10 protein-coding genes are annotated in these 13,634 nt (G+C 67.7%); 8 read left to right on the forward strand and 2 right to left on the reverse strand.

Annotation, left to right across the window (positions count from 1 at the left end; translation table 11 throughout):
- Nucleotides 1–131 precede the first annotated feature (131 nt).
- The 7 genes from IE243_RS15940 to IE243_RS15970 all read left to right on the forward strand — a co-directional run bounded on the left by IE243_RS15940 (nt 132) and on the right by IE243_RS15970 (nt 10,017).
- Complete coding sequence (locus IE243_RS15940; protein ID WP_191320385.1) at nt 132–3,455, forward strand: carboxyl transferase domain-containing protein; 3,324 nt, start codon at nt 132–134, stop codon at nt 3,453–3,455.
- Between the two features lie 225 nt (nt 3,456–3,680).
- Entirely contained in the window at nt 3,681–3,830 is a 150-nt protein-coding gene (locus IE243_RS15945) for a hypothetical protein (protein ID WP_191320386.1), read from the forward strand.
- 266 nt (nt 3,831–4,096) lie between these two features.
- Complete coding sequence (locus tag IE243_RS15950) at nt 4,097–5,047, forward strand: NUDIX hydrolase (RefSeq protein WP_191320387.1); 951 nt, start codon at nt 4,097–4,099, stop codon at nt 5,045–5,047.
- Nucleotides 5,048–5,290: 243 nt separating this feature from the next.
- Complete coding sequence (gene nadA, locus IE243_RS15955) at nt 5,291–6,286, forward strand: quinolinate synthase NadA (protein ID WP_191320388.1); 996 nt, start codon at nt 5,291–5,293, stop codon at nt 6,284–6,286.
- Between the two features lie 8 nt (nt 6,287–6,294).
- Nucleotides 6,295–8,052 (forward strand): L-aspartate oxidase, encoded by a 1,758-nt coding sequence (locus IE243_RS15960; RefSeq protein WP_191320389.1) that lies wholly within the window; start codon nt 6,295–6,297, stop codon nt 8,050–8,052.
- Nucleotides 8,049–8,963: a carboxylating nicotinate-nucleotide diphosphorylase gene (gene nadC / locus IE243_RS15965; protein ID WP_191320390.1), complete on the forward strand. Its 915-nt coding sequence runs from the start codon at nt 8,049–8,051 to the stop codon at nt 8,961–8,963. Before IE243_RS15960 ends, nadC begins: the two co-directional genes overlap by 4 nt.
- Before the next feature lie 169 nt (nt 8,964–9,132).
- A complete protein-coding gene (locus tag IE243_RS15970; RefSeq protein ID WP_191320391.1) occupies nt 9,133–10,017 on the forward strand; it encodes an alpha/beta hydrolase in 885 nt (294 codons plus the stop codon).
- A 140-nt stretch (nt 10,018–10,157) separates the two neighbouring features.
- Here IE243_RS15970 and dcm read toward each other — a convergent pair whose 3' ends face one another.
- Nucleotides 10,158–11,384: a DNA (cytosine-5-)-methyltransferase gene (gene dcm / locus IE243_RS15975; RefSeq protein ID WP_191320392.1), complete on the reverse strand. Its 1,227-nt coding sequence runs from the start codon at nt 11,382–11,384 to the stop codon at nt 10,158–10,160.
- Nucleotides 11,385–11,596: 212 nt separating this feature from the next.
- Nucleotides 11,597–11,755 (reverse strand): hypothetical protein, encoded by a 159-nt coding sequence (locus IE243_RS15980; RefSeq protein WP_191320393.1) that lies wholly within the window; start codon nt 11,753–11,755, stop codon nt 11,597–11,599.
- A gap of 270 nt (nt 11,756–12,025) precedes the next feature.
- On the opposite strand from IE243_RS15980, the gene IE243_RS15985 reads away from it, so the two are divergent.
- Nucleotides 12,026–13,573 carry an acyl-CoA synthetase gene (locus IE243_RS15985; protein WP_191320394.1) on the forward strand — a complete coding sequence of 516 codons (1,548 nt, stop codon included), beginning with the start codon at nt 12,026–12,028 and terminating at the stop codon, nt 13,571–13,573.
- Nucleotides 13,574–13,634: the final 61 nt, after the last annotated feature.

Consider the following 13,634-nt stretch of genomic DNA (forward strand, 5'->3'; position numbering starts at 1 on the left):
TGCGGAAGCTGCGCCGGAAGCGCCTGAGCTCTCCGTTCGCTCGCCTCGCCCCCTGCAACGCCATTTGCGACGCGCGCCAATCCGCAAGCCGTCTCCAGCCGCCGCGTCATCGCCAACCAAACGGAAATGTCATGATCTCCCGCCTGCTGATCGCCAATCGTGGCGAAATCGCCATCCGCATCGCCCGCGCCGCCAGTGAACTGGGCGTTCACACGGTCGCCATCTATTCCACCGACGAGGAAACCGCCCTGCACGTGCGCAAGGCCGATGAGGCGGTGGCGCTGGAAGGGCGCGGTGCCCGCGCCTACCTCGACGTCAACGCGGTGGTCGCGGCGGCGAAAGCGGCCAATTGCGACGGCCTGCACCCTGGCTACGGCTTCCTGTCTGAAAACGTCGATCTGGCGAAGGCCTGCGCCGACAATGGCATTGTCTTTGTCGGCCCCTCGGTGGGCGGGCTCGGCCTGTTCGGCGACAAGACCGCGGCGCGGGAACTGGCGCAAAAGGTGGGCGTGCCAGTGATCCCAGGCACCTCCGGCCCGACGACGCTTGAGGAAACCACCGCCTTCTTCGACAGCCTCGGCGATGGCGCGGCTGTGATGATCAAGGCCGTGGCCGGCGGCGGCGGACGCGGCATGCGGCCGGTGACGGCGCGCGAGGATCTGGCGGAAGCCTATGCGCGCTGCCAGTCGGAAGCCAAGGCGGCGTTCGGCGACGGCGCGGTCTATGTCGAGCGGCTGATGCGCAACGCCCGCCATATCGAGGTGCAGATCATCGGCGACCGCGCCGGCAACATCTCGCACCTGTATGAGCGTGAATGCACCATCCAGCGCCGCAACCAGAAGGTGATCGAGATCGCCCCCAGCCCGGCGCTGACGCCGGCCCTGCGCGAGCGCATCACCCTTGCCGCCCGCGAGCTGGCGGCGGCGGCGAAATACGACAACCTCGGCACCTTCGAATTTCTGCTCGACGCCACGCCAGGAGGCGCCGCATCCGGCCAGGACGAGCCGTTCTTCGCCTTCATCGAGGCCAATCCGCGCTTGCAGGTGGAGCATACGGTCACCGAGGAAGTGCTGGGCGTTGATCTGGTGCAGGCGCAACTGCGGGTCGCCGGCGGCGCCACGCTGGCGGAGCTGGGCCTGCTGCAGACGCAGATCCCGGCGCCGCGCGGCTACGCCATCCAGCTGCGCGTCAACATGGAGGCGATCGACGCCAAGGGGAACGTCAAGCCCCAGGGCGGCGCGCTGGCGGTGTTCGAGCCGCCCTCCGGCCCCGGCGTGCGCGTCGATACCTTCGGCTACGCCGGCTATCGCACCAGCTCGGCCTTCGACTCGCTGCTCGCCAAGCTGATTGTGCACAGCAACGCCCCGGACTATGCGGCGGCGGTCGCCAAGGCCTATCGGGCGGCGCGCGAGTTCCGCATCGAGGGCGTCGGCACGAATCTGCCGTTCCTGAAGGCGCTGCTGTGCAACGACGCCGTGCAGCGCAATGAGGTGACGACGAAGTTCCTGGAGGAGAATGTCGCCGAACTGGTCGCTGGCGCCAGCGCCGACCAGCACCGCGACCTGTTCTTCGCAGCGAAGACCGAAGCCGCCGACGCGGCCGCCAAAACGGAGACGAAAGCGCCGGAGGGCACGCAGCCGACCGCCGTTCCCATGCAGGGCACCATCGTCTCGATCGACGTCGCTGTCGGCGACCTGGTGCGACCCGGCCAGCAGGTCGCGGTGCTGGAAGCGATGAAGATGGAGCACCTGATCGCCGCTGCCCATGGCGGCGTGGTGCGGGCCATCGCCGCCGGAGCCGGCGACACGCTGATGGCCGGCGAGCCGGTGCTGCATATCGAGCCGCAGGAGGTGGCGGGAGCCGACGCCCAGGCGGACGAGGTCGTGGACCTCGACCACATCCGCGCCGACCTCGCCCATGTGCTGGAGCGCCAGGGCAATCTGCTCGACGCCAACCGGCCGCAGTCCGTGGAGCGCCGCCGCAAGACCAACCAGCGCACGGCGCGCGAGAACATCGAGCAACTGGTCGACGCCGGCACCTTCATGGAATATGGCGGCCTCGCCATCGCCGCCCAGTCGCGCCGCCGCTCGCTGGACGATCTCATCATCAACACGCCGGCGGACGGTCTGATCGTCGGCACCGCGTCGATCAACGGCCGGCACTTCGGCGCCGACGTCTCCCGCGCCATGGTGGTGTCCTACGATTACACCGTGCTGGCCGGCACCCAGGGCAAGCGCAACCACAAGAAGCTCGACCGGGCCATGCACCTGGCCCAGCAATGGTCGCTGCCGCTGGTGCTGTACGCGGAAGGCGGCGGCGGACGCCCCGGCGACACCGACACCGGCGGCCTGACCGGGCTCGACACCACCAGCTTCGTCGAGTTCGCCCGCCTCTCCGGCCAGGTGCCGGTGGTCGGCGTGGTCTCCGGCTACTGTTTCGCCGGCAACGCCGCCCTGCTGGGCTGCTGTGACGTCATCATCGCCACGAAGAATTCGTCCATCGGCATGGGCGGCCCGGCGATGATCGAGGGCGGCGGCCTTGGCGTCTACCACCCGGCCGAAGTCGGCCCGGTTTCGGTGCAGGTTCCCAACGGCGTCATCGACGTGCTGGTCGAGGACGAGATCGAGGCGACCGACGTCGCCAAAAAATATCTCTCCTACTTCCAGGGCGAGATCAACGAGTGGGAAGCGGAGGACCAGCGCCTGCTGCGCCGCGTCATCCCGGAAAACCGCCTGCGCGTCTATGAAGTGCGCGACGTCATCCGCCTGATGGCCGACAGGGATTCCGTGCTGGAGCTGCGGCCGGAGTTCGGCGTCGGCATCGTCACCGCCTTCGTGCGCATCGAGGGCAAGCCGTTCGGTCTCATCGCCAACAACCCCAAGCACCTCGGCGGCGCCATCGACGCGCCGGCCGGCGACAAGGCGGCGCGTTTCATCCAGCTCTGCGACGCGTTCGATCTGCCGGTGATCTCGCTGTGCGACACCCCCGGCTTCATGGTGGGGCCGGAGGCGGAGAAGACCGGCGTGGTGCGCCACGTCTCGCGCATGTTCCTCGCTGGCGCCAACGCCACCGTTCCGGTGTTCACGGTGGTGCTGCGCAAGGGCTACGGCCTCGGAGCCCAGGGCATGGCGGCCGGCGGCTTCCAGGCGCCGTTCTTCACCATCGCCTGGCCGACGGGCGAGTTCGGCGGCATGGGCCTGGAGGGTTATGTGCGCCTTGGCTTCCGCAAGGAAATGGAAGCCATCGAGGACCCGGCCGAGCGCCAGGCCTATTACGAGAAAATGGTCGCGAAGAAGTACGAGGAGGGCAAGGCGACCTCCATCGCTTCGGTGCTGGAGATCGATAATGTCATCGATCCGGCCGAGACCCGCGCCTGGATCCTGCGCGGCCTGGCCTCGGCCCCGCCGCGCAAGACCCCGGCCGGCGGCAAGCGGGCCTATATCGACGCGTTCTGAAGCGCTTTCCAGCGACGCGCCAAACCACGCCCCGGCGTCAGCCAGGCCTCCGTTGTAACGGGGGCCTGTCTTTTTTGCCCATGCGCCTGAACCGGATTGGGGGGGCATACGACCTATTGTTACATGTAAAACAATTTTGACCCCGGATGTCTGGCGGTTCACTTTTGGTTAGGCTGAACTGACGCAAACTTAAAAAAACAGGGGACGGTGAGAAGGAGACACAACATGACCGGCATGCGTATACGCGACCTCATGCTGGCGGCCGGCGTCGTGGTCCTGGTGGTCGCTTCAATTTCCTTCCAGCTCTCCATGGCTGGCCAGATGATGAAAAGCGGCGGGAGAGGCGTGGCGACCATCGCCGCCGTGGCCGATTGATCATCGTCGTTCCGTTGTGACGGGACGCATCTGACGCGCGGTTGCGCCAGTCTCCGGGCGAGGCGAGGACAGCCCCGCCCGCTGCTTTGGGATTGACGCCCGGGCGCTTTCACGCCAACCGGTATGATCACCCTGGACCAGCGCCTATCCGCGAGGCCATCGTCGCGCTCATGACCAATCGCAAGGCCCACCGGACCAGCGCTGATCACGCCAGCTCGCCGCAAGACGCCCCCTTGCCTGCCCCCTTGCCAAACGCAAACGCACCCTTGCAACCTCCCTCCCGCTCCGGCGAACTGGCCGAACGCAATGTCCTTGTCGATCTGGTGGCCGTGGTTGTCGCCGTCAGTCACGACGAGCCGCGCGTGCTGACCCTGGACGACGGCGCCAGCCTGCCGGCCGGCCCGTTCGGCTCCGATGCGCGCTCACTGCAGACCGGCCTGCGCGACTGGGTTGAGCGCCAGACCCACCATCCGCTCGGATATGTGGAGCAGCTCTACACCTTCGCCGATCGCGACCGCACGGGCGCCGATGGCCAACGGGTCATGTCGATCAGCTATCTGGCCCTGACCCGCGAGCAGGTGGAGCGGCGCGCGCAGGCGGAGGGAACCTGGTCAAGCTGGTACGCCTGTTTCCCCTGGGAGGACTGGCGGGATGGCCAGCCCGCCGTGGTGCGGGAGGTTCTTGCCCCCGCCCTGACGCAGTGGGCCGCCGCGGCTCCCTCGGCCATGGCGCGCGAGCAGCGCCGCCGCCGCGCCAGCGCCGCCTTCGGCCTCGACGGCGCGCCGTGGCACGACGAGATGGTGTTGCAGCGCTACGAGTTGCTGCATGAGGCGCGCCTGACGCCTGAGTCCCTGCGCAACGTTCCGGAAGCGGAACGCCCCGCTGTCATCGCGCCGGGCCGCGCCATGACGGGCGACCACCGGCGCATTCTCGCCACCGGCGTGGCCCGGCTGCGGGGCAAGATCAAATACCGCCCGGTGGTGTTCGAGCTGATGCCCGAAACCTTCACCCTGCTCGACCTGCAGAAGGCGGTGGAGGCGCTGGCCGGACGCCGCACCCACAAGCAGAATTTCCGCCGCCTCGTTGAACAGCAGGAACTGGTCGAGGAGACCAGCGAGATGTCGACGACGCGGGTGGGACGCCCGGCGCGGCTGTTCCGTTTCCGGGAGGAAGTTCTGCTGGAGCGCGCCATCGCCGGAACCAAGCCCGCAGGCTGAGCGGTTTCCCCTGCTGCAACGGCCTCCCGCTTCGCCATTGCGCCCGCGCGACCGCCGGGCGCAATGACCGCCGGGCGCAATTTTGTCATGACGGAACAGGGGCGCCCATATCCCATTGATTTAATTAAACTACGCCCATATGCGCAGCCCTCCCTCCGCTGGGAGCGCATCATCCTTACGGCTTGACAACTCTTATACTCAGTTTAAGCATATGTCCGAATTATACTCATTCGGAGCATATAAATGCCCTCAACCGCTCTCGTCTCCGCTGGCGCGGCCATCCCCTCCGCAGCGCTCTACGAGCGGGTCCGCCGGGTGATTCCACCCATGGAATGGGCCAGCTTCGCTGATGACGTCGACGCCATTCTCGAACTGAAGCGCCGCAAGAACGCAGTTATCCTGGCGCATAATTACCAGACGCCGGAGATCTTCCATTGCGTCGCCGATATTGTCGGCGATTCGCTGGCCCTGGCCCGCGAGGCGACCCGCGTCGACGCCGACGTCATCGTGCTCGCCGGCGTGCATTTCATGGCCGAGACGGCCAAAATGCTGAACCCCGACAAGACGGTGCTGATCCCTGACCTGGGCGCCGGCTGCTCGCTGGCCGATTCAATCACCCCGGACGACGTGCGCCTGATCCGCCAGCGCCACCCGGGCCTGCCGATCATCACCTATGTGAATACGTCAGCGGCGGTGAAGGCGGAGTCGGACATCTGCTGCACCTCCGGCAACGCCCTGAAGATCGTCGAGTCTTTCGGCCTGCCGGAGGTCATCATGATCCCGGACGAGTATCTGGCCCGCAACATCGCCGCTGAAACCGATGTGAAGATCATCGCCTGGAAGGGGCATTGCGAGGTGCACGAGCGCTTCACGCCGGCCGATGTACAGGAGATGCGCCGCAACTGGCCCGGCGTGGTGGTTCTGGCCCATCCCGAGTGCCCGCCGGAGGTAGTCGCCGAAGCCGATTTCTCCGGCTCCACCGCCCACATGTCGAATTATGTCGGCGACGTGAAGCCATCCCGCGTCGTGCTGCTCACCGAATGCTCGATGAGCGACAACGTCGCCGTCAATCACCCGGACGTGGAGTTCGTGCGCCCGTGCAACCTGTGCCCGCACATGAAGCGCATCACCCTCGGCAATATCCGCAGCTGCCTCGAGAACGGCGAGCATGAGGTCGTCATTCCCGCCGATATTCTGGAGCGGGCGCGGCTTCCCGTCGAACGCATGCTGGCGGTCTGAGGCAGACGATGCCCACGCGCCCCTCCCTTGCAACCCTGGCTGACCGGCCCGTGATCGTCGGCGCCGGCGTGGCCGGCCTGATGACCGCCCTGCAACTGGCGCCCATGCCCTGCGTGCTGGTCAGCTCCGGCCCCATTGACGCGGCCGGTTGCGACGCGACCAGCTCCAGCATCCTGGCGCAGGGTGGTCTCGCCGCCGCCATTGGCCCCGACGACGACGTCGCCCTGCACCTGGCGGACACCTTGGCCGCCGGCGACGGTTACTGCGACGAAGCAGCGGCGGCGGCGATCATCGCCGCCGCGCCGGAAGCCATCACTGACCTGCTGCGCCTTGGGGCGCGGTTCGATCGGGACAATGACAGCCATCTGGCCGCCTTCCGGGACACAAAAGTGGAAACCACTTTTGCTGGAATTGCTTTGGGCCTCGAAGCCGCGCACAGCCGGCGGCGCATCCTGCACGCCAATGGCGACGCCAGCGGTGCCGAGGTGATGCGCGCCCTCGCCGCCGCCGTGCGGGCGGCGCCGCATGTCACGATGCTCGAAGGCGTCATCGCGCGCGACATTCTCACCCGCGACGGCGTCGTGACGGGCGTGGCGCTGCATGACATCGCCGCTGGCGGCGCCAGCCATGGCGTGCTGGCGACCGGCAGGGTCGTGCTGGCGACCGGCGGGCTGGGCGGGTTGTTCGCCTGCACCACCAATCCGCTGTCCAGCCTCGGCGCCGGCGTCGCCCTGGCGGCGCGGGCCGGGGCTGCGGTCGCCGACATGGAGTTCGTCCAGTTTCACCCCACCGCTCTCGATCCGGGACAACGGGGCGGCCGGTTCGCCGGCCCCGCCCCGCTGATCAGCGAGGCCGTGCGCGGCGAAGGCGCTCGCCTGATCAACGACCTCGGCGTACCTTTCATGGCGGGTGCGCCCGGCGAGGAACTGGCGCCGCGCGATGTGGTCGCCCGCGCCATCTGGCGCCAGCAGCAGGCGGGACGCCGGGTCTTCCTGGATGCGCGCGCCAGGCCAGGCGCCGGCTTCGCCAGCCGCTTTCCGGCGATCGCCGCTATTTGCGCCGCCGCAGGGCTCGATCCGGCCCGCGACCTGCTTCCTGTAACGCCAGCGGCGCACTACCACATGGGCGGCGTCGCCGTGGATCTGCGCGGTCGCGCCACTTTGCCCGGCCTGTGGGCCTGTGGCGAAGTCGCCTGCACCGGCCTGCATGGCGCCAACCGGCTGGCCAGCAATTCACTGGTCGAAGCGCTGGTCTGCGCCAAATTCGTCGCCAGCGACCTGAAAGGAACCTGCGCCAGCGCCAGCACAGGCGTCGGGGAGACTGCGTTCCGGTCGCTGTCGCCGGGCCTCCCGGGCGTCGCCGAACTCGCCCAGATCCGTACGCTGATGAGCCGCTGTGTCGGCCTGGAACGGAATGCGGACGGGCTGCGCCAGGCGCTCGCCAGCCTGTGGGATCTTGCCGGCCTGCGCGACCCTGCCGGCCCGCGGAGCCTTGCCAGCCCGCGGAGCCTTGCCCGCCTGACGCTCCCGGCCGGCGACCGGCTGCATCCGGCCGCAGACGCGGCGCTCGTCGGCCTGCTCATCACCCATGCGGCGCTGGCGCGCCAGGAGAGCCGTGGGGCCCACTTCCGTTCCGATTTTTCCGCCCCGGCGCAAACCGCGTCGCGACGCGCGCACGTGCTGCTCGCCGACGTGTTCGTTGCGAACGAGACGTCGCCTGTGGCCACGCCTGCTCCAATCTCTTACGCCACAAAGATTGCATCATGACCAAAGTTGCTTCCGCCTCCCCCGCCCAGCTCGCTCCCCAAGCCAGCCATCAGACCCATTCCCAAATCAGCCCCTTGCCGCGCGTCATGCTCGAGCCGCTGGTCCGCGCCGCGCTGCTGGAGGATCTGGGCCGGGCCGGCGACATCACCAGCGACGCCATCGCTCCGGCCGGCGCCCAGGCGACGATGACGCTGACAGCGCGCGATCACGGCGTGCTCGCCGGCCTTGATCTGGCCGTGCTCGCCTTCCAGCTTATTGATCCGGCGATCCGCATCGACGTCGCGGGCGCGGACGGCGCGGCGCTGGCGCCTGGTCAGGTCATCGCCACGATCAGCGGCCCGGCGCGCGGCATGCTCACCGCCGAACGCACGGCGCTGAATTTTCTCGGCCATCTCAGCGGAATCGCCAGCGTCACCAATGGCATCGTCCGCACCATCGCGGGGCAGAAGGCGCGGATCGTCTGCACGCGCAAGACGACGCCAGGCCTTCGCGCTGTCGAGAAATACGCGGTGCGGGCCGGCGGCGGCTCCAATCACCGCTTCGGCCTCGATGACGCGGTGCTGGTGAAAGACAATCACATCGCCATCGCCGGCGGCGTCGCCGAAGCCATCCGCCGGGTGCGCGCCAGCGTCGGGCACATGGTGAAGGTGGAAGTTGAGGTGGACGCCCTGACGCAGTTGCACGAGGCGCTGGCGCTTGGCGTCGACGCGGTGCTGCTCGACAACATGACGCCGGAGCAGTTGCGCGAGGCCGTGGCCATCACCGGCGGACGCGCCATTACCGAGGCCTCCGGCCGCGTCACCGCCGCCACCGCCCCGGCCATCGCCGCCGCCGGCGTCGATCTGATCTCGATTGGCTGGCTCACCCACAGCGCGCCGGTGCTGGATATCGGCCTCGACTGGCAGGGGTAACATCACGCGGGCGATTGCCAGCGGCCGGCGCATCGGGCCAAATGGCGGGATTGTCCAGAAACTGCCCCGGCCGGAGCGCGGCATCCGCTACGGATCGGGGTCCATCAATGGACAGGGTCTGGACGTTCGCAAACGCTGGCCCTGCCCCAATAACGCCGGAGGAAACCGCATGGCCAGCGAGAAACTGACAGCGCTTGTGGCGCAATTCCGCAAGCGGCCGCTGAACCTTGCCGACGGCGAAACGGTCAACCGCGCCAAATACGACCGCTTCGCCGACCTGTTTCCGCCTGCGGACGGGGTGACGATCACCCCCAAGACCCTGGGCGGCGTCGCCGCCGAGCGTCATGAGGCCGGCGACGGCCCCACCGTGTTGTATCTGCATGGCGGCGGCTACACGCTGGGCTCGATCCGCTCGCACCGCCACTTGATCTCGAAGCTGGCGGCGGATCTGCAGGGGGTGGTTTACGCCATCGACTACCGCCTGGCGCCAGAGGCGCCGTTTCCCGCCCCCGTGGACGACGCCGTCGCCGCCTGGCGGGAACTGCACGAAACCGAACCCGGACGCGCCATATCCGTGATGGGCGATTCCGCAGGCGGCGGTCTCTGCTTCGCCCTGACCATCGCAGCGCGCGACCAGGGGCTGCCGGCGCCGCGCGCCCTCGTCGCCATCAGCCCCTGGGTGGACATGACGGCGAGCAGCAGCAGCTATGAATTCCTCAGCGGCGTCGATCCCGTTCTCTCCCGGCAGGACATCGTCTGGCATTCCGGCCGCTATCTCGCTGGCGCCGACCTCCTGACCGGCCTCGCCTCGCCGCTGTTCGCCGATCTGAAGGGCCTGCCGCCAACGCTGATCCAGGTCGGCGACCATGAGGTGCTGTTCGGCGATTCCGTCCGCATCCACCAGCGGCTGATCGCGGCCGGCGTCGATACGGAACTGTCGCTGTGGAAGGACATGTTCCACGTCTGGCACTTCTACTGGCGCCAGCTCGACGAGGGTGCCGAGGCCATCGCCGCCGCGGCCAGGTTCATCCGCCGCCAGCATGGGGCTCCCTAGAGCAGTTTTTCGATCAATCTGGATCGCAAACCGCTGCAGTTTTCCTTGGACTGAGCGAATTCTGATCGGTCAGCCGGTTCCGGCTGACCGAAAGCGCCCGGGCACGGGTCAGATCCGCCCGGTCGGGATTCCGTCCCGGTTCAGTTTTCCGGATGGGGATCGCGCTCCAGCGCGGCGGCGATGTGCGGCCGCATCGCCTCAGCCAGAAACTCCGCCACAGGCGCCACCACGGCGTTGCCGAACTGCCGGTAGGCCTGGGTGTCGGAAACGGCGATTTTCCAGCGGCGCTCGCCCCGGTCGAAGCCCATCAGCCGGGCGCATTCCAGCGGCGTCAGCCGGCGCGGACGCTGGCCCGGCTGGTCGATGAGAATTTCCGAACCGTCCTTGTAGTAGCGCGCCGACAGGGTGCGGGCGACGTCGCCTGGCCCGAACAGGCTGTAGCCGAAGCCGTTGCCCTTCGCCGCGTGCTTGTCGCGATAGGCGCGCAGATAGTCCCACAGGCGCGGCGTCAGGGTATATTTTGCATCGACCTCGGCGTGCGGCAGCAGGATGTCGCCCAGCTTTGGCCCGCCGGCCGGCAGTTCGAGCCCGCCCAGATCAAACGCGGTCGGCTCGCGGAAGCCGACGATGAAAATCCGCTCGCGCTTCTGCGGCACCCAGTGGGCGGCGCTGATAACGCGTGTCTGCACATGATAGCCAAGCTCCCTGGTCAGCACATGCATGATGGTGGCGAAGGTGCGCCCCCGGTCGTGGCTTTCAAGGTTCTTGACGTTCTCCAGCAGAAACGCCGCCGGGCGGTGATGGGCGATGATGCGCGCGGTGTCGAAGAACAGCGTGCCCTGAGTGTCGCACAAAAAGCCATGGGGACGCCCCAGGGCGTTTTTCTTCGAAACGCCGGCGATGGAGAACGGCTGGCAGGGGAAGCCGGCGAGGAGCACGTCGTGCCCGGGAACCAGCCCCGGATCGGCGGCGTATTCGCGGACGTCGCCGGCGAGTTCGTGATTGTCGCGGAAGTTCAGGGCGTAGGTTTTGCGCGCGTTGACATCCCACTCCGAGGTGAAGACGCAATGGCCGCCAATGCCCTGAAAGCCGATGCGCAATCCGCCAATGCCGGCGAACAGATCAATGAAGCGGAATGCAATGGGCTCGGGTCGCGGCGCCGCCTGGCTGGCTGCTTCACGCAACACCCGCATGGCCAGTGGCGGAGGCTGGGCGTCGCCAGCGGCATAGCGGGCGATGGTCCGTTCCGACACCGCCAGCAACTCCGCCGCTTCGGTCATGGTCAGACCGGCGCGCTCGCACAGTTGACGGAACTCCGGCCGGGCCGTGGGCGATTGTGCGCCGGTTGGCGAGACGACGTCGGACATCGGGGCTCCGCGATATGCCGCCCGGCCTCCCTGCAAGACGCGTGCGGAGCGAATCCCGACGACTGGGACGATTTCTGACACCATGTCGCCAGTTGTCCCTGTCCGCAACGCGCGCGTGCTGCGCCGCCACAAGTTACCTGTGCGTTTTCAGCGCCCCTGCGCCCACTCCAGCTTCCCCGCGGCCCGAATTTCCCCGTGTCCCGAAGCCTGGCCTACATGGCCCGGTAAACCCATGCCTCCAGGACAAGCCAGGCGAGGCCTACCAGCAGCAGGCTTGCCAAAAGCACATACAGGACCTTGCGGCCCAACGGCCCCTCACGGGCCTGTTCATCGCTCATGATGACCTTGCCGTGATGTTTCCAGAACGTCATGTCAGGTCTCCCCCTGTCATTTTGGCGAGCCACAACGAGGTCGCCCGGTCTGTCAGAGGGAAACGCAACGGTTGCCCGGCGTGTTCCCTCCAGGGTCCCGCCCAGCCCCTCCGGAGCCTTCGCCGCCGCCCTCGCCAGCAGCGACGCAGCCTTGACACGACGCCTTCTCCAATTGGATAAACCGGCGGTCGACGCGCAGCCTGAAACCGGAATGACGGGGGCGTCGCCGCCACGCGCCGACTCAAAAAACAGCGGCAAGGGAGACGAAACGTGGGGTGGATCAAAAGCGGCGACCGCACGCTCAGCGGCCCCGAATTCAACGCGCGCGCCCTGCGCGCCGCCGGGGCGCTGGAAAGCCTGGGCGTCCGGAAGGGCGATGGCGTCGCCCTGTATCTGCGCAACGAACTGGCTTATTTTGAAGCGTCGTTCGGCGTCGGCATGCTTGGCGCCTATTCAATACCGGTCAACTGGCATTACACGGCGGATGAGGCGGAGTATCTCCTGCGCGACAGCGGCGTGAAGGTGCTGCTGATCCACGCCGACCTGCTGCCGCCCATCGCCCACGCCATTCCGGAAGGCGTCGCGGTCGTAATGGTGGAGACGCCGCCGGAAATCATCGTCGCCTACGGCCTCGCCGACGTCGCGCCGCCCGCCGGCGCAACCCTGTGGCGCAATCTGCTGGCCAACGCCGCGCCGCTGGCGCGCGAGCCGGAGCCGGCGCCAAGCTCCATCATCTATACCTCCGGCACCACCGGCCGCCCCAAGGGCGTGAAGCGCCCGACGCCGACAGAGGCGCAGATCGCCGCCGCCAACGCCATGCTGGGCTGGTCCTATGGCTACGCCGACCATCTGCAGGGGCGGCGCAGCCCGGAGGAGATCACCACGGCGATCATCGGCCCGGTGTACCATGCGGCGCCCAACGCCCATTCGGCGTTCTCCATCCGCATCGGCGCCAATGTGGTGGTGACGCCGCGCTTCGATCCCGAAGGGCTGCTGCGACTGATCGAGCAGGAGCGCATCACCCACCTGAACATGGTGCCGATCATGTTCAAACGGCTGCTGCAACTGCCCAATGAGGTGAAACAGCGCTACGACCTCTCGTCGCTGCAATACGTCACCCACGCGGCGGCGCCCTGCCCGCTGGAGGTGAAGCGGGCGATGATCGCCTGGTGGGGCCCGGTCATCAACGAATACTACGGCTCGACCGAGATGGGGAACGTCACCAACCTGTCGTCGGAGGAGTGGCTGAAGCACCCCGGCTCCGTCGGGCGGGTGATGCCCGGCGTCAGCGTCCGGGTCATCACCGAAACCGGCGAAGACGCGGCGCCTGGCGTGGTGGGCGAGGTGATCGGCGGACCGCTGACCGGCCTGAACTTCACCTATCAGAACGCGCCGGAAAAGCGCGCCTCCATGGAGCGCTACGGCCTTGTGACGCCCGGCGACATCGGCTTTTTCGACGCCGACGGCTTCCTTTATCTGTGCGACCGCAAGAACGACATGATCATCTCGGGCGGCGCCAACATCTACCCGGCTGAAATCGAGGGCGAGTTGCTGAAGCTGCCCGGCGTGGCGGACTGCGCCGTGTTTGGCGTGCCGGACGATGAATTCGGCGAGAGCGTCATGGCGGTGGTGCAGCCGGCCCCCGGCGCCGATCTGACGGCGGATGGTCTGCGCGCCGCGCTGCGCAAGACCCTGACCGGCTACAAGGTGCCGCGCCAGATCGACTTCGCCGACAGCCTGCCGCGCGAGGATTCCGGCAAGATCTTCAAACGCAAGTTGCGCGAGCCCTATTGGGCGGGACGCGAGCGCGCCATCTGACCGCGCCTGCCCCGCCGCGGCGGCCGGCTGCCAACAAAAAAGCTCCGGAGCCTGCGCTCCG

Source organism: Camelimonas fluminis, assembly GCF_014656355.1.
Classification (GTDB): domain Bacteria; phylum Pseudomonadota; class Alphaproteobacteria; order Rhizobiales; family Beijerinckiaceae; genus Camelimonas; species Camelimonas fluminis.

Bases quoted from the DNA above. Each gene is read 5' to 3' on its own strand.
- IE243_RS15940 (WP_191320385.1), top strand. From the start codon at position 132: ATGATCTCCCGCCTGCTGATCGCCAATCGTGGCGAAATCGCCATCCGC.
- IE243_RS15945 (WP_191320386.1), top strand. From the start codon at position 3,681: ATGACCGGCATGCGTATACGCGACCTCATGCTGGCGGCCGGCGTCGTG.
- nadA (WP_191320388.1), top strand. From the start codon at position 5,291: ATGCCCTCAACCGCTCTCGTCTCCGCTGGCGCGGCCATCCCCTCCGCA.
- IE243_RS15960 (WP_191320389.1), top strand. From the start codon at position 6,295: ATGCCCACGCGCCCCTCCCTTGCAACCCTGGCTGACCGGCCCGTGATC.
- nadC (WP_191320390.1), top strand. From the start codon at position 8,049: ATGACCAAAGTTGCTTCCGCCTCCCCCGCCCAGCTCGCTCCCCAAGCC.
- IE243_RS15970 (WP_191320391.1), top strand. From the start codon at position 9,133: ATGGCCAGCGAGAAACTGACAGCGCTTGTGGCGCAATTCCGCAAGCGG.
- dcm (WP_191320392.1), bottom strand. From the start codon at position 11,384: ATGTCCGACGTCGTCTCGCCAACCGGCGCACAATCGCCCACGGCCCGG.
- IE243_RS15980 (WP_191320393.1), bottom strand. From the start codon at position 11,755: ATGACGTTCTGGAAACATCACGGCAAGGTCATCATGAGCGATGAACAG.